The following is a 22,156-nucleotide window of genomic DNA, read 5'->3' as shown; positions in this document are numbered from 1 at the left end:
GCGCTCCACCCCTGCGGGTGGAGCGCCCTTCGTGCTCGGCGCGGGCAGGCGGGTGCTACGCCTCGCCGCCGCCCGACTCGTCCTTCGGCGCTGCGGGCTTCGCGTCGACACCCGCCTCCTTGCGCTGCTCGGGCGTGATCGGAGCGGGGGCCTGCGTCAGCGGGTCGAACCCGCCGCCCGACTTCGGGAACGCGATGACGTCGCGGATCGAGTCCGACTTCGTCAGCAGCGCGACGATGCGGTCCCAGCCGAACGCGATCCCACCGTGCGGGGGCGCGCCGAACTTGAAGGCGTCGAGGAGGAAGCCGAACTTCTCCTGCGCCTCCTCGGGCCCGATGCCCATGACCTCGAACACCCGCTCCTGCACGTCGCGGCGGTGGATACGGATCGAGCCGCCGCCGATCTCGTTGCCGTTGCAGACGATGTCGTACGCGTAGGCGAGCGCCTCGCCCGGGTCCTGCTCGAACGTGTCGACCCAGTCCGGCGTGGGCGACGTGAACGCGTGGTGCACGGCGGTCCAGGCCGAGTGCCCCAGGGCTACGTCACCCTCGTCGGCGGCATCCCCGGTCGGCTTGAACAGCGGCGCGTCCACGACCCAGACGAACGCCCAGGCGTCCTCGTCGATCTGGCCGGTGCGCTTGGCGATCTCCTGGCGCGCGGCGCCGAGCAGCGCGCGCGACTCCGACGTCTTGCCCGCGGCGAAGAACACGGCGTCGCCCGGCTGCGCGCCGGTCGCGTCGCGCAGGCCCTCGCGCTCGGCGTCGGACAGGTTCTTGGCGACCGGGCCGGCGAGCGTCCCGTCCTCCTGGAAGGTCACGTAGGCGAGCCCGCGGGCGCCGCGCTGCTTGGCCCACTCCTGCCACGCGTCGAACTGGCGGCGCGGCTGCGACGCCCCGCCGGCCATGACGACGGCGCCGACGTACTCGGCCTGGAACACGCGGAACGGCGTGTCCTTGAAGTAGTCCGTGAGCTCGACGAGCGGGTTGCCGAAGCGCAGGTCGGGCTTGTCCGACCCGTACAGGCGCATGGCGTCGTGGAACGTCATGCGCGGGATCGGCGTCGGGATCGTGTAGCCGATCAGCTCCCACAGCGCGACGAGGATCTTCTCCGCGAGGGCGATGACGTCGTCCTGCTCGACGAAGCTCATCTCGACGTCGAGCTGCGTGAACTCGGGCTGGCGGTCGGCGCGGAAGTCCTCGTCGCGGTAGCAGCGCGCGATCTGGTAGTAGCGCTCCATGCCGGCGACCATGAGGAGCTGCTTGAAGAGCTGCGGGGACTGCGGCAGCGCGTACCAGGACCCGGGCGCGAGGCGCGCCGGCACGAGGAAGTCGCGCGCGCCCTCGGGCGTCGAGCGCGTGAGGGTCGGCGTCTCGATCTCGACGAACTCCTCCGCGTCGAGCACGCGGCGCGCCGCCTGGTTGACCTTGGCGCGCAGGCGCAGCGCGTGCGCGGGAGCGGGGCGGCGCAGGTCGAGGTAGCGGTGCTTGAGGCGCGCCTCCTCGCCGATCGTCTCGGTGTCCGCGAGCGCCGTGGAGACCTGGAACGGCAACGCCTCGGACGTGTTGAGCACGACGACGTCGCTCGCGACGACCTCGATCTCGCCGGTGGGCAGGGCCGCGTTCTCGTTCCCGTCGGGGCGGCGCGAGACCTCGCCGGTGACCTGGAGGACGAACTCGTTGCGCAGCGGGTGCGCGACGGCCTCGTCGCGGATGACGACCTGGGCGATGCCGGAGGCGTCGCGCAGGTCGATGAAGGCGACGCCGCCGTGATCGCGCCGACGGTCGACCCAACCCGTGAGGGTGACGGTCTGACCGGTGTGCTCGGCCCGCAGTGAGCCGGCCGTTCGGGTGCGCAGCACGGAGGGTTCCTTCCAGGTGGGCGGTGGGGTTCGCGCTCCCGAGGGGTGCGCGTCCGCACGAGTCTAGTGGGCCATGTGCGGGCCGTCTGCCGGGCCGTGCGCCGAATAGTGTTGTCGCCGCCGTGCCCGCGCGTCTCCTGCTGCGGGAGGGTCCGTCCGCTGCGGCCGTCCCCGGGGGACTCACGTCCGTGCGAACGAAGGAGACGAATCCGATGCGACCGACCCAGGAAGTGCCCGTCGATGTGGTCCTCGCCGCGCGCTCCGGCGACCCGGAGGCGCTCGACCGCCTCGTCGCGCAGTCGCTGCCGCTGGTCTACAACGTCGTCGGGCGCGCTCTCGACGGGCACCCGGACACCGACGACGTGGTCCAGGAGTCGGTCCTGCGCGTGGTGCGCGGGCTCGGCTCCCTCGAGCGCCCGCAGTCGTTCCGCTCGTGGCTGCTCGCGATCACGGTGCGACAGGTGCGGGACTGGATGCGTCGGCGTCGGGTCGACCGCGAGCGCCATGCGGACCTGTCGGCGGTGGAGCTCGCGGCGGACCCGGCGGCGGACTTCGTGGCGACGACGATCGACCGGCTGTTCCTCGCCGGGGAGCGACGGGTCCTCGCCCGGGCGACGCGGTGGCTGGACCCGCGCGACCGGGACGTGCTCGCGCTGTGGTGGCTCGAGTCGACCGGCGAGCTGACGCGGGCCGAGCTCGCCGAGTCCCTCGGCGTCGAGCGCCGGCACGCTGCGGTGCGCGTCCAGCGGATGCGTGAGCGTCTCGCGACGGGGCGCGCGATCGTCGTGGCGCTCGACCGCACCCCGCCGTGCGCGGGGCTCACGGACGTCGCGCGGCGCTGGGACGGGCTCCCGAGCCCGCTGTGGCGCAAGCGGATGGCGCGGCACGTGCTGGACTGCCCGCGCTGCGGCGGCCTCGAGGCGCGGTCGCCCGAGCGGCTGCTCGCCGGTCTCCCGCTCCTCGTGCCGCCGGCGGCCCTCGCGGGCGCGGCCTCCCGCCTCGCCGCCGAGGGGCTCGCGGGTGCACCGACGATCGAGGGGCTCGCGGGAGGCTCGGCCACCGAGGTGCTCCCCGTCACGCACCCGCAGACCCGGACCGGTCTGCTCTCCTGGGTGCGCTCGCCCCTGCGGACCGCGCTCGTCACGGGCGCCGCTGCGGCGGCTGTCGGGGTCGTCGCGGCGCTCGCCCTCGGGGGCGGTCCCGCGCCGACGGTCGCGGCGCCGGTCCCGACGGCGGTCACGGTGACCACGACGCCGCCGCGCGAGGCAGCGCCCGACCCGTCTCCGGAGCCCGCCGTGACCCCGGTCGATCCTCCGACCGTCGAGCCGGCACCCGCCTCGCCCGAGGCGCCGTCGTCGGCCCCGGGTGAGGCCCCGGGCGCCGCGGCGGACCCCGGTCCGGCCGCACCGCCGTCGGGCAAGAAGGGTGCGGCCGTGTGGGCGTTCGACGACGCCGCCACGGCGCTGACCGCCTCGGGGGCCGCCTGGTACTACACCTGGGGCACCGACCCCGGGCCGGGAGCGGCGTCGGGGGTGGAGTTCGTCCCGATGATCTGGGGCCGCGACCACGTGACGGACGAGAACCTCGCGCGCGCCGCGAGCCAGGGACGCTACCTGCTCGGGTTCAACGAACCGGACCTCGCCGGACAGGCCGAGATGAGCGTCGAGGAGGCGCTCGCGCTGTGGCCGCGCCTCGAGGCCACGGGTCAGGTGCTCGGCAGCCCCGCGGTCGCGTGGGGAGGCGACGCGCCCGACGGGTGGCTCGATCGCTTCCTGCGCGGCGCCGACGAGCGCGGGTACCGCGTCGACTTCGTGACGCTGCACTGGTACGGCGGGGACTTCGACGCCACGCGGGCGACCGACCAGCTCCGGCGGTACCTCGAGGCGGTCCACGCGCGGTACGGCAAGCCGATCTGGCTCACCGAGGTGGCGCTCATCGACTTCTCCCAGGGCGTGCGGCACGCGAGCGAGGACGAGCAGGCGGCGTTCCTCGCCCAGGCGACACGGATGCTCGCCGGACTCGACTACGTCCACCGCTACGCGTGGTTCGGGCTGCCTGCCGAGGACGGTCCGCTGCGCTCGGGGCTCTACGGTCCGGGCGGTGTCGCGACCCCGGTCGGCAGGGCGTTCGAGGCCGCGCCCTGACCTCGGCGCTCGTCGAACCGGTCGCGGTTCCGCGCGGAGATAGGGTCGTGCGGTACCCCTACCGCACCGGACGAGGAGGCCTCCCGTGGCCCGCACCATCGCCACCAACCGCAGGGTCGAGCGCCAGGAGCTCGAGGAGTTCCTGCGGTCCCGGCACGACGGCGTCCTCGTCACGACGCGCGCCGACGGGCGGCCGCAGCTCAGCCCGGTGACGTACGGGGTGGACGACGCGGGCCGGGTCGTCGTGTCGACGTACCCGGAGCGCGCGAAGTCGGTCAACGCGCGCCGCGACCCGCGCGCGTCGCTGCTGTCGCTGGGCGAGCGCTTCTCCGACCCGTGGGTCCAGGTCGACGGCGACGCCGAGGTGATCGACCTTCCGGAGTCCGTCGAGCCGCTCGTCGAGTACTACCGCTCCATCAGCGGCGAGCACCCGGACTGGGACGAGTACCGCGCGGCGATGGTCGCGCAGGGCAAGTCGCTCGTGCGCCTGACGATCACGCGCTGGGGCCCGGTCGCGACCGGCGGCTTCCCCGCTCGACTCGCGGAGGGCTGAGCCCCGCGAGCACCGCGGCGGCGTAGCGTTCGGCCATGCCGATCACCCTGTGCGTCCTGCTGTGGCCCGTCGAGGGCAGAGCCGACCTGCTGAGCCGGTACGAGGACGACGTCCTCGCCCTCGTGCCCGCGCACGGGGGACGCGTGCTGTCGCGTGTGCGGGCGCTGCCCGGTCAGGACGCGACGCTGCCGACCGAGGTGCAGGTCATCGAGATGCCGGATGACGACGCGCTGGCCGCGTACATGGCCGACCCCGCGCGCGTGGCACTGGCGGACGTGCGCGACCGGGCCGTCGCACGGACGGACATCGTCCGGGTCGGCGCGGTGGGAACCGAACCGTCGGCCTGACACCGCGACGGGCGGCTCCCCGCAGGGCGTCAGAACAGGACCTGCTCGACTCCCCCGCCGACGACGTCGAGCCCACCCCCGTCGACCGGCATGCCCGCGAGCGCCCCGTCGTGGCCTCGATGCGTCTCTGCGTCCCGGGCGCCGCGCGCCATGCTCCCGGCGGGGTACGCACCGTCGAGGGGTGGGCCGGGGTCCAGCGGCCCGGAGCCGAGGCCGCCGAGCTCGCCCCGGCGGTACCGCCCCTCGACGCCGGCGGGACCGCGATGGCCGGACACCGCGAAGCCGCGTGCCTCGAGCATCGGGCGCACACGGTCCCACAGCCACGAGCGGTACGCCTTCGAGGCGTACGCGCCGCGCGCGTAGACGCGCTCGTACCCGGGGACGAGCTGGGGGTGCTCGCGCGCGAGCCAGCCCAGGTACCACTCGCGCGTGCCGGGCTTGAGGTGCAGGGGCAGCACGGTGACCCCCGTGGCCCCGGCGTCCTGCACGGCGTCGAGCAGGTCCGTCAGCGCGCGCGTGGAGTCGGTGAGCCACGGCAGCACGGGCGCGACCATGACGCCGCACGGCAGGCCCGCCTCGCGGACCGCGCGGATCAGGTCGAGGCGGGCGCGCGGCGAGGGCGTGCCCGGTTCGACGCTCGCCTGGAGAGTCGGGTCCAGCAGCGCGAGCGAGACGCCGACCCCGACCTCGACGCGCGAGGCGGCGTCGGCGAGCAGCGGCAGGTCGCGGCGCAGGAGCGTGCCCTTGGTGAGGACCGACAGGGGTGTGCCGGAGCCCGCGAGCGCGTCGATGATGCCCGGCATGAGGCGGTAGCGCCCTTCGGCCCGCTGGTAGGGGTCCGTGTTCGTGCCGAGTGCGACGGGCTCGCGGCTCCACGACGCGCGGGCGAGCTCGGCGCGCAGCACCTCGTCGACGTTCACCTTGACCACGACCTCGCGGTCGAAGTCGTCGCCCGCGTCGAGGTCGAGGTACTGGTGGGTGGGCCGCGCGAAGCAGTTGTGGCTCACGACCCCGGAGGCGACGAAGTCCCGCGTCCCGGTGGTGATGTCGACGAGCTCGGTCTCCTCCCCCGGCCCGTCGAGCGCCTCGAGCGAGTCGACGCGCAGCGCCTCGTCGCCCGTGACGTCCCGGCCGTCGAGCGCGACCCGCCCGTCCGCGAGCGCGGCCGCCCCCGGACCGACGAGGACGTCGCCCAGCGCCAGGTGGGCGCGGCGACCGGCCCCGCCGACGACGTGACGCCAGCCCCGTTCGGTGAGGAACCGGTGGTCACCGCTCGCGACGAGGCGCGTGCCGTCCGCGAGGGTCACGCGGTACGCGCGCTTGCGGGTGGTCCAGCGGTCGAGCACGCGCGTGCGCACGTAGCGCCGGTAGGCGCCGCGCGGTGCGGTCCCCACGATCTCGTCGCCGACGCGCAGCTCGCCGATCGGCCGTTGCGTGCCGTCGGCGAGCAGCACGGGCGTCGACGGCGCGAGGCAGTAGGAGCAGGCGTGGCTGCAGCCGCGGTACGGGTTGACCGTCCAGCGGAACGGCATCCGCGACATCGCCGGGACCTTCGACAGCGCGCTCTTGGCCGTCACCTCGTGGAACGTGATCCCGGCGAACTCGGGCGTGCGCACGCTGCGCACGAGGCCCGCCCGCTCCAGCCCCGGGAGAGCGCCGTCGTCCGCGCCGAGCGCCTGTCCGTCCCACCTCACCCGCACATTCGAACAGGTGTTCGATTCGCCGTCAAGCCCTGAGGGCAGCCGCCCGCACGACGTCTACTCCGCGTCCGCGACGGCCCACGCCTTGAGCAGGGACAGGTTGGCGAGGGGCACGTGGTGCCCGATCCGGGGGTGGTCCAGCGCGACCCCGACGACGCCGGCCGCGCCGAAGGAGGCGAGGTAGTCGATCGCGGCCGGCACCGGGACCCCGAGGAGCGGTACGGCGTCGCCCTCTGCGGCGAGCCCGAGGGCCAGCGCGGCCTCCTTCGCGCGGTCGGCGCCGCTGTAGAGGCAGATCATCGGCCCCTGGGCGGCGGCCACCGCGTACGGGCGGGGCCGGTCCCCGGGGCCGCGCGCGATGAAGAACCAGGTGTCGAGCCGGGTCGCCTGACGCCAGAGGGCGATCTGCGCCGTCGTGTCTCCGGCGGGCGCCGACCGGACGGCCTCGGCGAGGCGGTCGAGCTCCGCGACCGCCGCGGGGTCGTCGTCCATGGTCATGCCGCCACGCTCTCACGCCCCGACGGCGCGTCCCGCTGGCTGAGACGCTGGGATTGTCCGGGTCGCGCCGAGGGCCTAGGGTCGGGCCGAACGCCCCCGGGGAGCGCACGAGCGCTGAGAGTGCAGGCCGGACACCCGTCCCTCCTGCAGACCCGTGGAACCTGATCTGGTTCGTACCAGCGAAGGGAGCAGGGCCGACGTCACCGTCCCCTGCGCGCTCGTGCCCGTGCGCTCGCGCCCGGCCGTCCGCGCGGGCCGGCGGTGGCGCGCCGTCGTGCACCCCTCGCCCCGGGGGCCCGACGGAGGGAACCCGCATGGCCGAGCCCCGCACCACCCCGCAGCAGGCGACTCCGAGCGCCGCCGTACCCACCGACCGGCCGCCCACCGGGTCGGCCGGCGTGTCGCCCGGCGTGTCGGTCGGCGGGGCGCCCGGTCCCGCGGTCCGCCCGACCGGGCGTCTCGCGCCGCGTCGCGGGCTGACGCTGCACGAGACGGTGCTGATCGCCGTCCTCGGCGTGGTCTTCGGGTTCGTGTACTGGGCGTTCGTCCAGCTCTGGGCCCCGCTCCAGCTCGCGATGGGCCCCCTCGCGGACCTCGCCGCGAACGTCCTCGCGGGCGCGTGGATCGTCGTCGGCCCCCTGGCCACGTACATCGTGCGCAAGCCGGGGGTCGGCATCCTCGCCGAGACCCTCGCCGCGCTCGTCGAGGTCGTCTTCCTCGCCTCCCCCGCGGGGCCGCTGCTGCTCGTCGTGGGCCTGGTCCAGGGCGTCGGTGCCGAGCTGCCGTTCGCGCTCACGAGGTACCGCCGGTTCGGCTGGTGGGTGTTCGTCGCGTCCGGCGTGAGCGCCGCGCTCGTCACGTTCGCCTTCAACGCCGTGCGCTTCGGCTGGCTCGGGCAGGACTACGCGATCCTCCGGCTCGGGGTCCAGGTCGTGTCGTGCGTCGTGCTGTGCGGCCTCGCGGCCCGCCTCCTCGGCGACGCGCTCGCCCGCACGGGCGCCCTCGACGCGTTCGCCATCGGCGCGGCCCGCCGTGGCTGAGCACGCTGTCACCCGCACGCCCGACGCCGTCGCCCCCGACGCGGTCGCAGCCGACGGCCTGACCGTGCGCCTCGGGCACCACGGCGCCCGGGTGCTCGACGGCGTCGACGTCACCGTCCCCGCCGGGACGAGCCTGCTGGTCCTCGGCCCGTCCGGGTGCGGGAAGTCGACCCTCCTGCGCGCGCTCGTCGGCGTCGTCCCGCACACGCTCCCGGGTACCGTCGCGGGCCGGCTGCGGGTGACCGGGCTCGACCCGCGCGAGGTGCCGCCGCCCGCGCTCGCCGCGCGCGTGGGCCTCGTCCAGCAGCGGCCCGGTGACCAGCTCTGCCTGGCGCGCGTGGACGAGGAGCTGCGGTTCGCGCTCGAGAACCGCGGCGCCGACCCCCGCACCATGGACGCCCGCGCGACCGCGGCGCTCACCGCCGTCGGCGCCGCGCACCTGCACGACCGCCCGACCCACGCGCTGTCGGGCGGGGAGGCGCAGCGCGTCGCGGTCGCCGCGGCGCTCGTCGCCGACCCGGAGCTCGTCGTCCTCGACGAGCCCACCGCGCTGCTGGACCCCGCCTCCGCCCACGACGTCGGGGCGCTCGTCACCGGTCTCGCGCGCCACCCCGGGCCCGACGACGGTCACGACGTGGCGCCACGGCACCGCTCGGTCGTGCTCGTCGAGCACCGCCTGGACGACCTGGGCGCGCTGCCGGACACGGTCCTGGTGCTCGGCCGCGAGGGTCGGGTCGTCGCGCACGGCCCCACCGACCGCGTCCTGCGCGCTCACGCGCGCGACCTCGCCGACCTGGGGTGCTGGCTGCCGCTCGCGGTCCGGCTCGAACAAGCCGGCGCCCCGGGGCCGATCGGCTCCCCCGAGACCGACGACTGGCTGGTCGACCTCGCGCGGTCGTCGCCCGCGCGCCCGGGGACCTCGGACCGGCCCCCGGCCGCGACCCCGGGCGGCGCAGCGCGCCCGGTCGCGCTCCGGGCCCGTGACCTCGCCGTCCACCGCGGCGGACTCCGCGCGGGGCGGTCCCGGCACGTCGGCACGGCCGTCGTGCGCGGCGTGGACCTCGACGTCCGCGCGGGCGAGGTGCTCGCCGTCGTCGGGCCCAACGGGGGCGGCAAGTCGACGCTCCTGCGCGGCCTGGCCGGGCTCGAGCGCACCACGGGCGACGTCGCGACCGCGACCGGCGAGCCGGTCGCGATGGTGTTCCAGGACCCCGAGCACCAGTTCGTGGCCCGCACGGTGCGCGAGGAGGTCGCCTGGTCGGCCCGGCTCGCGCGGCTCGCCGACGTCGACGCGCGCGTCGACCGGACGCTCGCCGCGTTCGGGCTCGAACATCTCGCCGACGCGAACCCGTACCGGCTCTCGGGCGGCGAGCAGCGGCGCCTGTCCCTGGCGACCGCGACCGTCCTCGACCCGCCGGTCCTCCTCGCCGACGAGCCCACCTTCGGGCTGGACCGGGCCCAGACCGCGACGGCCGCCCGCGTGCTGCGGGAGCGCGCCGACGCGGGCGGTGCGGTGGTCGTCGTCTTGCACGACCTGTCGCTCGTCGCGGCCGCCGCCGACCGGGTGGCCGTGGTCGTGGACGGCGCGCTCGTCACGGTCGCGGAGCCGTCAGCCGTCCTCGCCGACGACGCGCTGTGCGCGCTCGCTGGCCTGCGCCGGCCCCCGCTGCTCGACTGGTGGGCACGCGTCGGCCGCGGTCGCGGCGTCGACCCGGGCGTGCTCGTCCGCGCGCTCGACACCGCGTGCGACGCCGGGTACGAGGTCGAGGCCCGCAACGCCCCGGGCACCGGGCTCGTGGGCGCACCGACGCCCGCAGCGGCCGTCCCCGCGGAGGCGACCCCGTGACCGCACCCCGCCTGACGGTCCTCGAACGGTGGAACCCCACGGTCAAGCTCGCGACGGTGCTCGTCCTGTCGACGGCCGCGCTGCTCGTCACCGACCCGGTGACCCCGGCGACCGGCTGGGTGCTCACCGTCGCCGCGCTGCTGGTGCTCGGCCGGGTGCCCGGCCGCACGCTCGCGCTCGCGCACGTCCCGTTCGTGGTGTTCGCGACGAGCCTGCTCGTCGTCAACGTCGTCACCCGGCCCGGCGGCGACGCCGTCCCGCTCGGTCCGCTCACCGTCGGCGCGGACGGGCTGACGATCGGCGCGGCGCTCGCGGTGCGCACGCTGTTCGTGGGCGCGCTGTCCCTCGCGCTCGTCCTCACGACCGACCCCGTGCGCCTGATGACGAGCCTGCACCAGCACGCGCGCCTGCCCGCGACCTGGACGTTCGCCGTGCTCGCCGCGCACCGGCTCCTCGTCGAGCTCCCCGACGCGTGGCACACGATCCGCTGCGCCCAGGCCGTGCGCGACCCTCGGCGCCACCCCGGCCGGCTCCCCCGGTCGCCACGGTCGCTCGGCGCGGCCGCCTTCGCGCTCCTCGTCGGCGCGGTGCGCCGGTCGGAGCGCCTGACGGTCGCGCTCGAGTCGCGCGGGCTGGGCTCCGGCCCCCGGACGACCTCGCGGCCCGTCCCGCTCCGCGTGCCCGACGTCGTCGCGGCGGGCGCCGTCCTGGCCGTCGCCGGCGCGGTGGTCGCGGCGGGCGTCCTCGGGGGGTGGGTGACCGGGATCGGCGCGCTCACCGCCTGAGGCGACACCGCCGTCGGCGTTCCCGGGCGAACCCGCCCGGCCGACCAACCGACCGGCCGAGGCTCACGTCGGCTCGACGACCGTTCCCTCGCCCGGGACCCCGAGCGCGACCCCGCGGACGCCCGCGTCGAGCCCGTGCTCGCGGTACGTGCGGAACGCGAGCGGCACGCCCCGCGCGACGTACGCGTCGGGGCCGTCCATGGCCTGCACGTGCACGTGCGGCTGCGTCGAGTTCCCCGAGTTCCCGCACCGGCCCACCACGTCACCTGGTGTCACCCGGTGCCCCGGGCGCACCTCGACCGACCCGCGCCGCAGGTGGGCCAGGACCACGAACGCGCCCGGGACGTCGAGGGCGAGCACCACGTGGTTCCCCGCGAGCGCCGCGCCGCCGGCACGTGCCCGGGACGCCTGCGTGAACGCGTACCCGAGCAGCGCGAACGGCGAGCGCCGGGCCTCGTGGTCGGGCTCGCCGTCGTGCGCCGCGACGACCGTGCCCGCGCCGGGCGCGAGGACGGGCAGGCCGAAGCCGAGGAACCGTTCGGGCGGCTCGGTGCCGAGCGCGGTGCGCCAGTCGCGCACGTCCGCGGTACGGCGGCCGCGGACCGCGACGAAGTCGATCGCGTAGGTCGTGGCGAACAGGTGCGTCCCGTGGCTCGGCACGCGCCGCGCCGGGCTGTTCTGCACGAGCCACGTGCCCGCGAACGGCAGGGCGAGCTCGACCGCGTCCACCACGTCGTCGCGCCTCCCCCCGCCCCCACGCCGTCGGGTCGGTCCCGTCAGTCGCCCGCCGGCACGACGCGCGGGTGCAGGTCCTCGGCAGGCGGCGCCCACGTCGCGGCGTCGGCGTCCACCTGCTCGCCCGAGCGGATGTCCTTCACCTGGTCGGGCGAGCGCGTCCCGTCCTCCTCGACGCGCCCCGGGAACCAGACGAACGGGATCCCGCGCCGGTCGGCGTAGCGGATCTGCTTGCCGAACTTGGCGGCGGCCGGCGCGACCTCGACCGGGACGCCCCGCGACCGCAGCGCGGTCGCGACCGCGTCGGACGCACCGCGCGTCTCCTCGCTCGTCACCGCGACGACGACGGCGCTCGGCACGGAGCGCGTCGCCCGGACCAGGCCCGCCGAGAGCAGGCGCGAGACGAGGCGGGACACGCCGATCGACAGGCCGACCCCGGGGTAGGTGTTCGCGCCGTCGGACGCGAGCGTGTCGTACCGGCCGCCCGAGCAGATCGATCCGAGCTGCTCGTGCCCGACGAGCACGGTCTCGTAGACCGAGCCCGTGTAGTAGTCGAGCCCGCGCGCGATCTTGAGGTCGGCGACGACGACGCCCGGGGCGCGCACGCTCGCCGCCTCGACGAGCGCGCCGAGCTCGCCGAGCCCGGTCTCGAGCAGGTCGCTCACCACGCCGTGCTCGGCCGCGAGCGCCCGCACGCGGTCGACGACGCCCGTGTCGCTCCCGCTGATCGCCGCGAGCGCGAGGCACGCCCCGGCCTGCTCGGGCGTGACCCCGGCCTCGGAGACCAGCAGCGCGGCCACCTTCTCGGGGCCGATCTTGTCGAGCTTGTCGATCTGGCGCAGGACCTCGTCCACGGCGTCGATCCCGAGACCGCGGTAGAAGCCCTCGGCGACCCGGCGGTTGTTGACCAGGACGCGGACCTCGGGCACGCCGATGTCGCGCAGCGCGCCGAGCGCCTCCGCCATGACGAGCGGCAGCTCGACCTCGTAGTGGTACGGCAGCTCGCCCGCGCCGACGACGTCGATGTCGGCCTGGGTGAACTCGCGGAAGCGCCCGTCCTGGGGGCGCTCGCCGCGCCACACCTTCTGGATCTGGTAGCGCTTGAACGGGAAGGCGAGGTGCCCGGCGTTCTCCAGCACGTAGCGCGCGAAGGGGACCGTGAGGTCGAAGTGCAGGCCGAGCTGCTTGTCGCCCTTGTCCCGGCGGGCGTCGTCGGCGTCCCCGGTCTCCTCCTGCAGGCGCCGCAGGACGTAGACCTCCTTGGACGTCTCGCCCTTGCGCAGGAGCTGGTCGAGCGGCTCGACCGCGCGCGTCTCGATCCCGCCGAACCCGTGCAGCTCGAACACCCGACGCAGGGTGTCGAGGACGTGCTGCTCGACGATCCGACCGTCGGGGAGCCATTCGGGGAAACCGGAGAGGGGTGTGGGCCTGGCCATGGGTCAGATCTTCCCAGACGTCGGCACTGCCGACCGCACCGTCCCGGCCGCCGGACGGGCGCGGCCGAGGGACTCAGCCCGCGAGGAAGGGGTTGGTCGCGAGCTCGCGCGCGACCGTGGTCGCGGGGCCGTGCCCCGGCAGCACGTCCCACGCCGGGTCGAGGCGCCCGACGACGTCCCGCAGCGTGCGGGCCATCGTCGTGCCGTCGCCGCCCGGCAGGTCCGTGCGGCCGACCGACCCGGCGAAGAGCACGTCGCCGCTCAGCACGACCCCCGTGCCCGGCTCCCCCACGAGGTAGAGGGTCGACCCCTCGGTGTGCCCCGGGGCACCGACCGCGCGCAGCGCGAGGTCGCCCCAGCGGAGCGCCAGCTCCTCGCCCGCGGCGACGTCGAGCGTCTCCACGCGGGTCGGCTCGCGGTAGTCCTCCGGCCGGGCCCCGGCGTCCGCGAGCGCCGCGCCGAGCGGGCCGGAGACGAGCGAGCGAGCGCGCTGGTCCCTGCCGAGCGGGGCGTGCTCGAGGCTGCCGAACGGGTCCGCGAGCCGGTAGGCGTCGGCCGCGTGGAGGACGACGGGCACGTCGAACCGGTCCGCGAGCGCCGCCGCGTCCCACGTGTGGTCCACGTGGCCGTGCGTCGCGAGCACGGCGCGCGGGACGAGCCCCACGGACTCGACCAGGGCGACGACCGCGTCCGCCACCCCCGCGCCGGCGTCGACCACGACGCAGTCGCCGCCCGGGGCGCTCAGCACCGTGCAGTTGGTCCCGAAGACGGGCGCGACGACGACGCGCACCGTCACGGCGGGCTCGCCGGAGCCGTCGCCGGACACTGTGTCGGACGGAGCGTCGGGCGGGGTGTCGGACGGAGCGTCGGACGGGGGCGTCGGCGGGAGGCCGCGGGGTCGGTCCACGCGGCCGAGGGTAGCCCGCGACGCCTCGTGAGGTCTCCGACGACAGGGGCGCGCCGGGGCGAGGGCCGGAGCGGTCGATATCGGACCGTGACCTGCGCGCGGCAAATCCACCCGCCACCAGGGCGCTCGGTGCCTAGACTGTCCCCTACCGACCGCGGCCGCACCGGGGTCGACCGTGCGCGCCACGACGGCGCCGGACGAAGGAGCTGGGGTGTCGACGAAGAGTCGCGAGCGCGAGCAGGCGCGCCGTCGTGAGGAGAAGTGGGACCAGCACGTGGCCCAGCTCCGCGCGAGGCGCCAGCGGACCTGGTCGATCGTCGGCGTCGTCGCGGCGCTCGTGGTGATCGGCGTCGCCGTGTGGTGGGCGCTGTCGGCCACCCAGGCACCGGGCACCGACCCCGGTGGCGACGGCGACGAGACCGCTCCGGCGGCGTCCGGCGAGCACACGCTGCCCCCCGCCTCTGCTGCGGAGGGCCGCGACTGGACCTCGACGCTCACCACGAGCGCGGGCGACATCACCCTCACGCTCGACGGCGCCGACGCTCCGCAGGCCGTCGCGAGCTTCGTGTCTCTCGCCGAGTCCGGGTACTTCGACGGCACGTCGTGCCACCGCCTCACCACGTCGGGCATCTTCGTGCTCCAGTGCGGCGACCCGACCGGCACGGGAACCGGCGGCCCGGGCTACTCGTTCGGCCCCATCGAGAACCCCCCGTCCGACGACGTGTACCCCGCGGGGACCGTCGCCATGGCGCGCCAGGGCGGGAACGCCGAGTCGATGGGCTCCCAGTTCTTCCTCGTGTACGAGGACTCGACCATCCCGTCCGACGCGGCGGGTGGTTACACGGTGTTCGGCACCATCACGTCCGGCCTGGACGTCGTCCAGGCAGTCGCTGACGCGGGGACGCAGGACGGATCCGGCGACGGGTCCCCCGCCACCCCGGTCACCATCGAAGGAGTTGAGACCCAGTGAGCGATCCCGCCAAGGACCAGGCGAGCGCACCGGCACCGGAGCCCGCGGAGGCGAGCGAGACCGGACGGGTCGACGCGACAGACGTGGAGCCGACGGACGCCCCCGCCGACGCGGCCGCCGAGGCCGCCGACGCGACCGAGACCCCGGCCCCTGCTGACGAGCAGCCCACGGACGAGCCCGCTGCCGCGCAGCAGCCCGACGACCCGGCCGAGCAGGCGACGGACGAGACCGCGGCGGACACCGCGACGAGCGCGGAGGAGACCGCTCCGGGCGTCGCCGAGCCTGTCACCGACGTCGCGCCGGCCGAGCCGACCGACGCACCGACCGCCGAGGCGCAGGGCCCCGAGACGCCCCCGACCGACGACCCGGCACCCGCGGCCGACGCCGCCGCCGAGACCGAGCCCGTCGTCGAAGAGGCCGCCGCCGAGACCGAGCCCGTCGTCGAGGAGGCCGCCGCCGAGACCGAGGCCGCGGCGGCGCCGAAGCCCGCCGCTCCGCGACCGGGCCCCCGCCCCAAGCCCTCCGCCGTGCCCCACCCGCCGCGCAAGCCCGCTCCGGCGGCAGCGGGCTCCCCGGCCGCTCCGGCGTCCGTACCCGAGGTGCCGGCGGTCCCGGCGCTCGCCGACGACTCGGCCGCGGCGAAGGCAGCGGCCGAGTTCGGCCGCGTCGACGAGGACGGCACCGTCTACGTCCGCGAGAGCGCCGGCGAGCGTTCCGTCGGTCAGTTCCCCGGCGTCGACACCGAGGAGGCGCTCGCGCTGTACGTGCGGCGGTACCTCGACCTCCAGGCGAAGGTCGCGCTCTTCGAGGCGCGCCTGACGAGCACCGACCTGTCGGTCAAGGAGATCGACCAGACGATCACGCGCCTCACCGAGGAGACCGCCGAGCCGTCCGCCGTCGGCGACCTCGACGGCTTGCGCGCGCAGGTCGAGGCGCTGCGCGGTGCCGCGGCCGAGCGCCGCGGCCAGCTCGAGGCGGAGCGCGCCACCGCCAAGGCGGCCGCTCTCGAGGCTCGGACCGAGATCATCGAGGCGGCCGAGAAGATCGCTGCGACCGACCCGAGCCGCATGCAGTGGCGGCCCGCCGGCGAGGAGCTGCGCGGCCTGCTCGACCGCTGGAAGGAGGCGCAGCGCTCCGGCCCGCGTATCGACCGGACGAGCGAGGAGGCGCTCTGGAAGCGGTTCAGCCACGCGCGGACCGCGTTCGACCGCGAGCGTCGGCACTACTTCGCCGAGCTCGAGCAGCGCAACGCCTCCGCCAAGACGGCCAAGGAGAAGCTCGTCGCCGAGGCCGAGGCGCTGTCGTCCAGCACGGACTGGGGTCCGACCGCCGGCGCGTACCGCGACCTCATGGCGCGGTGGAAGGCCGCCGGCCGGGCGAGCCGCAAGGACGACGACGCGCTGTGGGCCCGGTTCCGCGCCGCGCAGGACACGTTCTTCCAGGCCCGCGACGCGGCCAACTCGGCGACCGACGCCGAGTACGCGGCCAACCTCGAGGTCAAGGAGGCGCTGCTCGCGGAGGCGGAGAAGCTCGTCCCGGTGAAGAACCTCGGCGCGGCGAAGGCGGCGCTGCGCGACCTCCAGGAGCGTTGGGAGGAGGCCGGCCGCGTGCCGCGCGGCGACCTGCAGCGCGTCGAGGGTCGCCTGCGCGCGGTCGAGAACGCCGTCCGCGACGCCGAGCAGGCGCAGTGGACGCGGACCAACCCCGAGACGCGGGCGCGCGCCGAGGGCGCCGCGGCGCAGCTCGAGTCCGCGATCGAGGGCCTCGAGGCGGACCTCGCGGCGGCGCAGAGCCGCGGGGACGCGCGTGCGGTCAAGGACCTCGAGACCGCGCTGACCGCGCGCCGTGCCTGGCTCGAGCAGGTCGTGCGCGCGGCGGAGGACTCGCGCGGCTGACGTCGTCCGTCAGCATCTGCTGCACCCGGAGGGGCCGGCACTCGTCCACAGGCGAGCGCCGGCCCCTTCCGCGTGCCGGGGCCGATGGTGCACGGTGTGCGCATGCTGCCTGCCACCCGTACCGTCAGACCCGCCGGCGGTCCCGCCGCCGGACTCGCCGAGACCCTGGCACGTCTCCTCACGCCTCGCGCCGTGGACGTGGGGCTCCTGGTCGTACCGGCCGACGTCGGTGGGCACGCCGCCTTCCAGGACCTCGTGCGGTCCGGGTCGCTCCGCCGCCTCTGGGCCGACGTCGCCGCGCCCGCGCGCGTGCCGGACACGCCGACGCTCCGCGCGCTCGCGGTCCGCGACCTCGTCCCGCAGGGGACCGTCCTCGGCGGGAGCGCCGCGGCGTGGGTGCTGTGCGGCTCGCCCGCACCGCGCGTGCTCGACGTCGTGTACCCGCCCGGTCGGCACCGTCCCGCACCGCTCGCGGGGCGCGCGCCGCGCCAGTCGCACGTGCTGCGCGACGACCGGGCCCTCGTCGCCGGTGTGGAGGTGACGTCGGTCGTGCGGACCGCCCTGGACGTCGCGACGCGGTGCGACCCGGACGAGGCGCTCGCGACCCTCCGCCGGCTGCGCGACGTGTGCGGGCTCGAGCCCCGGGTCGCCGCCCGGTCGCTCGAGCTGCGGCACCGGTGGGCCGAGCGGTCGCGGGCGCGACGCACCCTTGCGCTCCTGCTCGCCGGGGAGGACGACCCGGTCTAGGTTGGTCGGCATGGCCGCAGCCACGACACCTCCCGTGGAGCTCGACGTCCGTGGCCGGACCGTGCGCGTCACGAGCCCGGACCGCGTCGTCTTCCCCGCGCGCGGGGTGACCAAGCTCGACGTCGTGCAGTACTTCCTCAGCGTCGGTGACGGGATCCTCGGCGCCCTGGTCGACCGTCCGACCACGCTCGAACGCTGGCCCAAGGGCGTGTTCGAGGGAGCCCGGATGAGCACCCGCACCGACAACACCGGCGACGCGTTCTACCAGAAGCGCATCCCCAAGGGCGCGCCCGACTACGTGCGCACCGCGCGCATCGCCTTCCCGAGCGGGCGGACCGCCGACGAGGTGTGCCCGACCGAGCTCGCCGTCGTCGCGTGGGCCGCGAACCTCGGGACCCTGACGTTCCACCCGTGGCCCGTGCGGGGCGAGGACGTCGAGGCCGTGGACCAGCTCCGCATCGACCTCGACCCCCAGCCCGGGACCGACTTCGACGACGCCGTGCGCGTCGCGCCGCACCTGCGCGAGGTGCTCGACGAGCTCGGCCTCCCCGGGTACCCGAAGACGTCGGGCGGGCGCGGCATCCACGTCTTCGTGCCGATCGCGCCCGAGTGGGACTTCGTCGCGGCACGCCGCGCGACGATCGCGATCGGCCGCGAGCTCGAGCGCCGCCTCCCCGAGCAGGTCACCACCAAGTGGTGGAAGGAGGAGCGCGGCGCCAAGATCTTCGTCGACTACAACCAGATGGCGCGCGACCGCACCATCGCCTCGGCGTACTCGATCCGATCCAACCAGCGCGCCACCGTCTCGGCGCCGCTGCGCTGGGAGGAGCTCGGCGACGTCCACCCGGACGACTTCGACGTGCTGACCGTGCCGGCCCGGTTCGCCGAGGTCGGCGACCTGTTCGCGCCGCTGCGCGCCGACCGGGACGACCCGGGGGCCTCGCTCGAGGCCGCGCTGGAGCTGTCCCGGCGCGACGAGGCGGAGCACGGGCTCGGCGACCTCCCCTATCCCCCGGAGTACCCCAAGATGCCGGGCGAGCCCAAGCGCGTGCAGCCGAGCAAGGACCGCGACCGGCCGCGCGAGTAGCCGTCGGCGCGGGCGCGCGAGCGGCTAGGCCACGCCGGGCGCACCCGGGAGGATGCCCGTCAGGTCGTAGCGCACCGGCTCCTCGAGCTGGGCGTACGTGCACGACGACGGGTCCCGGTCGTCGCGCCAGCGCCGGAACTGCGCCGTGTGCCGGAACCGCGTGCCCTCCATGTGGTCGTACGCCACCTCGAGCACGCGCTCGACGCGCAGCGGTGTGAAGGAGAGGTCCTTGCCGGAGCTCCACCGCGACACGGCGCCCGGCATCCGCTCGCCCGCGGGGTTCTCCCAGCCGGACCAGGGGTGCGCATCGGCTTCCGGCGTGCCCGGCTCGACGACCAGCGGGGCGAGCTCGGCCACGAGCGCGGCCCGGCGCGCCGCCGGGAAGGACGCGGCGACACCCACGAACTGGAGCTGGCCGCCGTCGTCGTACAGTCCGAGCAGGAGCGACCCGAGCAGCGGCTTCGCGGGCGTCGACGTCTTGTGCAGCCGGTACCCCGCGAGCACGACGTCCGCCTCGCGCCCGTGCTTGATCTTGAGCATCGCGCGCTTGTTAGGCTGGTAGGTCCCGTCGAGCGGCTTCGCGACGACGCCGTCGAGCCCCGCACCCTCGAAGGTGTCGAACCACTCGCGCGCGACCGCGACGTCACGGGTACGGGGGGTGGCGTGCACGGCGGGGCCGTCGAAGCCGAGCGAGTCCAGCACCTCGTGACGGCGTGCCAGCGGCTCGCCCGTGAGGTCGTCGTCACCGAGCGCGAGCACGTCGAACACGACGAGCGCGGCGGGCGTCTGCTCGGCGAGCAGGCGCACGCGCGAGGCCGCGGGGTGGATGCGCTGCTGCAGCACCTCGAACTCGAGGCGCCCGTCCCGGGCGACGACGATCTCGCCGTCGACGACGCAGCGGGGCGGCAGGGCCTCGCGCACCGCCTCGACGACCTCCGGGAAGTAGCGCTCCATCGGGCGCGCGTTCCGGCTGTCGAGGCGCACCTCGTCGCCGTCGCGGTACACGATCGCGCGGAACCCGTCCCACTTGGGCTCGTAGACGTACCCACCCTCCACGGCGTCGGGCTCGGGCACGTCGGGCACGGACTTCGCGAGCATGGGTAGCACGGGAGGCATGACGGGCAGGTCCATGTGCCGATGCTGCCACCGGCCGCAGCGTGCGGCACGACGACACGTCCGGGTCGCGCCAGGCACGGCTGCTCGCGCGGCGCGAGCACGACGGGTCAGGCGGGGAGCTGCGTCGCCTCGGCGGCCTTCGTCCCCGTGATGCGGTAGACGTCGAACACGCCGTCGACCTTGCGGACCGCGCTGAGCACCTGCGCGAGGTGTGCCGGCTCCGCCATCTCGAAGACGAAGCGGGACATCGCGACGCGGTCGTTCGACGTCGACACGGTCGCGGAGAGGATGTTCACGTGGTTGTCCGACAGGACGCGCGTGACGTCGGAGAGCAGGCGCGCCCGGTCGAGCGCCTCGACCTGGATCTGGACGAGGAACATCGCGTTGCTGCCCGTGGTCCACGAGACGTCCACGATGCGCTCGGGCTGGTTGCGCAGCCCGACGACGTTCGCGCAGTCCGCGCGGTGCACGCTGACGCCCTGGCCGCGCGTGATGAAGCCGATGATCTCGTCGCCGGGGACAGGGGTGCAGCACTTGGCGAGCTTGACCCAGATGTCGTCGACGCCCTTGACCATGACGCCGGGGTCGCCTGTGCGCACGCGGCGCGCGGTGTGCCCGGGGCGCGCGGTCTCCGCGACGTCCTCGACCGTGCCCTCCTCGCCACCCATCGCCTGGACGAGCTTGGAGACGACGTTGGCCGCCGACACCTGGCCCTCGCCGATCGCGGCATACAGCGCCGTGACGTCGGCGAAGCGGAGCTCGTTGGCGAGCGCGACGAGCGACTCGTGCGAGAGCAGGCGCTGGATCGGCAGGTTCTGCTTGCGCATCGCCTTGGCGATCGCGTCCTTGCCGTGCTCGACGGCCTCCTCGCGACGCTCCTTGGAGAACCACTGCCGGATCTTGTTGCGCGCGCGGGGGCTCTTGACGAACGCGAGCCAGTCACGGCTGGGCCCCGCGTTCTCGGACTTCGAGGTGAGGACGTCGACCGAGTCGCCGTTCTCGAGCGTCGAGTCGAGCGGCACGAGACGCCCGTTGACGCGCGCGCCCATGGTCCGGTGGCCGACCTCGGTGTGCACCGCGTAGGCGAAGTCCACCGGGGTGGACCCCGCGGGCAACGCCATGACGTCGCCCTTGGGGGTGAAGACGTAGACCTCGGCGCCGCCGATCTCGAAGCGCAGCGAGTCGAGGAACTCCGCGGGGTCCGCCGTCTCGCGCTGCCAGTCGACGAGCTGGCGCAGCCACCGCATGTCGTTCGCCGCGGTGTCGTCCTTCGCGGTCTTCCCGCCCGACTTGGCGGTCTCCTTGTACTTCCAGTGCGCCGCGACGCCGTACTCCGCGCGCCGGTGCATCTCGTGCGTGCGGATCTGGATCTCGACCGGCTTGCCGCCGGGGCCGATGACCGTCGTGTGCAACGACTGGTACATGTTGAACTTCGGCATCGCGATGTAGTCCTTGAACCGCCCGGGCACGGGGTTCCACCGCGCGTGCAGTGCGCCGAGCGCCGCGTAGCAGTCCCGGACGCTGTCCACGAGGACGCGCGCACCGACGAGGTCGTAGATCTCCGCGAAGTCGTGCCCGCGCACGATCATCTTCTGGTAGATCGAGTAGTAGTGCTTGGGCCGCCCGGTCACGGTCGCCTTGATCTTCGCGCTGCGCAGGTCCGCCGTGACCTGCTCGCGCACGACCGCGAGGTACTCCTCGCGTGCGGGTGCCCGCTCGGCCACGAGGTGCACGATCTCGTCGTAGACCTTGGGGTACAGAGCCTGGAACGAGAGGTCCTCGAGCTCCCACTTGATCGTGTTCATGCCGAGGCGGTGCGCGAGCGGCGCGTAGATCTCGAGCGTCTCGCGCGCCTTGCGGCCCGCCGACGAGGACGAGACGTACTTCCAGGTGCGCGCGTTGTGCAGGCGGTCGGCGAGCTTGATGACGAGCACACGGATGTCGCGCGCCATGGCGACGACCATCTTGCGCACCGTCTCGGCCTGCGCGGCGTCGCCGTACGTCACCTTGTCGAGCTTGGTCACGCCGTCGACGAGCATGGCGATCTCCTCGCCGTATTCCTCGGTGAGCTGCGCGAGAGAGTAGTCGGTGTCCTCCACCGTGTCGTGCAGGAGCGCGGCGGCGAGGGTCGAACCGTCGAAGCCGAGCTCGGCGAGGATCGTCGCGACGGCGACGGGGTGCGTGATGTACGGGTCGCCGCTCTTGCGCAGCTGCCCCCGGTGCGCGCGCTCCGCGGTCTCGTAGGCACGCTCGATGACCGTGAGGTCGGTGCGGGGGTGGTTGGTGCGGACGGCCTGGAGGACGGGCTCGAGCGCGGGGCTGCCCGCGTTGGGCCGGGCACCGAAGCGGACGAGGCGCGACCGCACCCCGCGCCCGCCCGAACCGCCCGCGCCGGGAGCGGGCTGCGCGCCCGCCTTCTCCGGGGCGCGCGACGTCCTGGTGTTCTCGCTCATGCGCGCCTCCTTCCGCAGGGCGGCGATCGCCGACACGGT

At 75.2% G+C, this 22,156-nt stretch carries 18 protein-coding genes and 1 riboswitch; of the genes, 10 read left to right on the top strand and 8 right to left on the bottom strand.

What is annotated here, in order from left to right:
- Window positions 1-55: 55 nt before the first annotated feature.
- The gene (gene aspS, locus JOE63_RS11745) at window positions 56-1,858 is read right to left on the bottom strand and encodes an aspartate--tRNA ligase (protein WP_204541511.1); all 1,803 of its coding nucleotides are present in this window, start codon (window positions 1,856-1,858) and stop codon (window positions 56-58) included.
- A 212-nt stretch (window positions 1,859-2,070) separates the two neighbouring features.
- On the opposite strand from aspS, the gene JOE63_RS11740 reads away from it, so the two are divergent.
- The 3 genes from JOE63_RS11740 (at window position 2,071) to JOE63_RS11730 (ending at window position 4,902) form a co-directional block, all read left to right on the top strand.
- The gene (locus tag JOE63_RS11740) at window positions 2,071-4,002 is read left to right on the top strand and encodes a sigma-70 family RNA polymerase sigma factor (RefSeq protein WP_204541509.1); all 1,932 of its coding nucleotides are present in this window, start codon (window positions 2,071-2,073) and stop codon (window positions 4,000-4,002) included.
- An 85-nt stretch (window positions 4,003-4,087) separates the two neighbouring features.
- Entirely contained in the window at window positions 4,088-4,555 is a 468-nt protein-coding gene (locus JOE63_RS11735) for a PPOX class F420-dependent oxidoreductase (RefSeq protein WP_087471999.1), read from the top strand.
- Window positions 4,556-4,590: 35 nt separating this feature from the next.
- Window positions 4,591-4,902 (top strand): DUF1330 domain-containing protein, encoded by a 312-nt coding sequence (locus JOE63_RS11730; protein ID WP_204541507.1) that lies wholly within the window; start codon window positions 4,591-4,593, stop codon window positions 4,900-4,902.
- Between the two features lie 29 nt (window positions 4,903-4,931).
- Here JOE63_RS11730 and JOE63_RS11725 read toward each other — a convergent pair whose 3' ends face one another.
- A complete protein-coding gene (locus JOE63_RS11725; protein WP_204541505.1) occupies window positions 4,932-6,596 on the bottom strand; it encodes an Rv2578c family radical SAM protein in 1,665 nt (554 codons plus the stop codon).
- A 63-nt stretch (window positions 6,597-6,659) separates the two neighbouring features.
- The gene (locus tag JOE63_RS11720) at window positions 6,660-7,100 is read right to left on the bottom strand and encodes a hypothetical protein (protein ID WP_087471996.1); all 441 of its coding nucleotides are present in this window, start codon (window positions 7,098-7,100) and stop codon (window positions 6,660-6,662) included.
- A gap of 87 nt (window positions 7,101-7,187) precedes the next feature.
- Window positions 7,188-7,307, top strand: a riboswitch (TPP riboswitch).
- A 107-nt stretch (window positions 7,308-7,414) separates the two neighbouring features.
- On the opposite strand from JOE63_RS11720, the gene JOE63_RS11715 reads away from it, so the two are divergent.
- From JOE63_RS11715 to JOE63_RS11705, 3 genes are read left to right on the top strand one after another with little or no spacing between them, the layout of a single operon-like run.
- The gene (locus tag JOE63_RS11715; RefSeq protein WP_204541503.1) at window positions 7,415-8,140 is read left to right on the top strand and encodes an ECF transporter S component; all 726 of its coding nucleotides are present in this window, start codon (window positions 7,415-7,417) and stop codon (window positions 8,138-8,140) included.
- Window positions 8,133-9,986 carry an ABC transporter ATP-binding protein gene (locus JOE63_RS11710; protein ID WP_204541500.1) on the top strand — a complete coding sequence of 618 codons (1,854 nt, stop codon included), beginning with the start codon at window positions 8,133-8,135 and terminating at the stop codon, window positions 9,984-9,986. Before JOE63_RS11715 ends, JOE63_RS11710 begins: the two co-directional genes overlap by 8 nt.
- On the top strand, window positions 9,983-10,771 hold the full coding sequence (locus JOE63_RS11705; RefSeq protein ID WP_204541497.1) for an energy-coupling factor transporter transmembrane component T family protein: 789 nt from the start codon (window positions 9,983-9,985) through the stop codon (window positions 10,769-10,771). The genes JOE63_RS11710 and JOE63_RS11705 overlap by 4 nt, the downstream gene beginning before the upstream one ends.
- 63 nt (window positions 10,772-10,834) lie before the next feature.
- On the opposite strand, the gene JOE63_RS11700 is transcribed toward JOE63_RS11705, so the two are convergent.
- The 3 genes from JOE63_RS11700 to JOE63_RS11690 all read right to left on the bottom strand — a co-directional run bounded on the left by JOE63_RS11700 (window position 10,835) and on the right by JOE63_RS11690 (window position 13,849).
- Window positions 10,835-11,503 carry a M23 family metallopeptidase gene (locus JOE63_RS11700; protein WP_204541495.1) on the bottom strand — a complete coding sequence of 223 codons (669 nt, stop codon included), beginning with the start codon at window positions 11,501-11,503 and terminating at the stop codon, window positions 10,835-10,837.
- A 44-nt stretch (window positions 11,504-11,547) separates the two neighbouring features.
- Window positions 11,548-12,942, bottom strand: a complete 1,395-nt coding sequence (gene hisS, locus JOE63_RS11695) for a histidine--tRNA ligase (RefSeq protein WP_087471991.1) — start codon at window positions 12,940-12,942, stop codon at window positions 11,548-11,550.
- 73 nt (window positions 12,943-13,015) lie between these two features.
- Window positions 13,016-13,849 carry an MBL fold metallo-hydrolase gene (locus tag JOE63_RS11690; protein WP_307840051.1) on the bottom strand — a complete coding sequence of 278 codons (834 nt, stop codon included), beginning with the start codon at window positions 13,847-13,849 and terminating at the stop codon, window positions 13,016-13,018.
- A 211-nt stretch (window positions 13,850-14,060) separates the two neighbouring features.
- Between JOE63_RS11690 and JOE63_RS11685 the strand changes: the two genes are divergently transcribed.
- From JOE63_RS11685 to ligD, 4 genes are all read left to right on the top strand, one after another.
- Window positions 14,061-14,819 (top strand): peptidylprolyl isomerase, encoded by a 759-nt coding sequence (locus tag JOE63_RS11685; protein ID WP_087471990.1) that lies wholly within the window; start codon window positions 14,061-14,063, stop codon window positions 14,817-14,819.
- Window positions 14,816-16,714: a DUF349 domain-containing protein gene (locus tag JOE63_RS11680; protein ID WP_244286144.1), complete on the top strand. Its 1,899-nt coding sequence runs from the start codon at window positions 14,816-14,818 to the stop codon at window positions 16,712-16,714. The genes JOE63_RS11685 and JOE63_RS11680 overlap by 4 nt, the downstream gene beginning before the upstream one ends.
- A 102-nt stretch (window positions 16,715-16,816) precedes the next feature.
- Complete coding sequence (locus tag JOE63_RS11675; protein ID WP_204541493.1) at window positions 16,817-17,461, top strand: hypothetical protein; 645 nt, start codon at window positions 16,817-16,819, stop codon at window positions 17,459-17,461.
- Window positions 17,462-17,471: 10 nt separating this feature from the next.
- Window positions 17,472-18,548, top strand: a complete 1,077-nt coding sequence (gene ligD / locus JOE63_RS11670; RefSeq protein WP_204541491.1) for a non-homologous end-joining DNA ligase — start codon at window positions 17,472-17,474, stop codon at window positions 18,546-18,548.
- A 24-nt stretch (window positions 18,549-18,572) separates the two neighbouring features.
- Here the strand turns inward: ligD and JOE63_RS11665 are convergent, their stop codons facing one another.
- Both JOE63_RS11665 and JOE63_RS11660 read right to left on the bottom strand, forming a co-directional pair.
- Entirely contained in the window at window positions 18,573-19,679 is a 1,107-nt protein-coding gene (locus tag JOE63_RS11665) for an ATP-dependent DNA ligase (protein ID WP_204541489.1), read from the bottom strand.
- A gap of 92 nt (window positions 19,680-19,771) precedes the next feature.
- A complete protein-coding gene (locus tag JOE63_RS11660) occupies window positions 19,772-22,117 on the bottom strand; it encodes a RelA/SpoT family protein (RefSeq protein WP_087472942.1) in 2,346 nt (781 codons plus the stop codon).
- Window positions 22,118-22,156: the final 39 nt, after the last annotated feature.

The sequence above is a fragment of the Cellulosimicrobium cellulans genome (assembly GCF_016907755.1).
Lineage (GTDB): Bacteria > Actinomycetota > Actinomycetes > Actinomycetales > Cellulomonadaceae > Cellulosimicrobium > Cellulosimicrobium cellulans_D.
Note: the sequence above shows the minus strand (reverse complement) of the source record. Positions and strands in the feature narration are given on the sequence as shown.

What these genes read in the sequence shown, in the direction of transcription:
- hisS (WP_087471991.1), bottom strand. Translation starts at nt 12,942, where the DNA reads ATGGCCAGGCCCACACCCCTCTCCGGTTTCCCCGAATGGCTCCCCGAC.
- ligD (WP_204541491.1), top strand. Translation starts at nt 17,472, where the DNA reads ATGGCCGCAGCCACGACACCTCCCGTGGAGCTCGACGTCCGTGGCCGG.
- JOE63_RS11730 (WP_204541507.1), top strand. Translation starts at nt 4,591, where the DNA reads ATGCCGATCACCCTGTGCGTCCTGCTGTGGCCCGTCGAGGGCAGAGCC.
- JOE63_RS11675 (WP_204541493.1), top strand. Translation starts at nt 16,817, where the DNA reads ATGCTGCCTGCCACCCGTACCGTCAGACCCGCCGGCGGTCCCGCCGCC.
- JOE63_RS11715 (WP_204541503.1), top strand. Translation starts at nt 7,415, where the DNA reads ATGGCCGAGCCCCGCACCACCCCGCAGCAGGCGACTCCGAGCGCCGCC.
- JOE63_RS11720 (WP_087471996.1), bottom strand. Translation starts at nt 7,100, where the DNA reads ATGACCATGGACGACGACCCCGCGGCGGTCGCGGAGCTCGACCGCCTC.
- JOE63_RS11665 (WP_204541489.1), bottom strand. Translation starts at nt 19,679, where the DNA reads ATGGACCTGCCCGTCATGCCTCCCGTGCTACCCATGCTCGCGAAGTCC.
- JOE63_RS11740 (WP_204541509.1), top strand. Translation starts at nt 2,071, where the DNA reads ATGCGACCGACCCAGGAAGTGCCCGTCGATGTGGTCCTCGCCGCGCGC.
- JOE63_RS11660 (WP_087472942.1), bottom strand. Translation starts at nt 22,117, where the DNA reads ATGAGCGAGAACACCAGGACGTCGCGCGCCCCGGAGAAGGCGGGCGCG.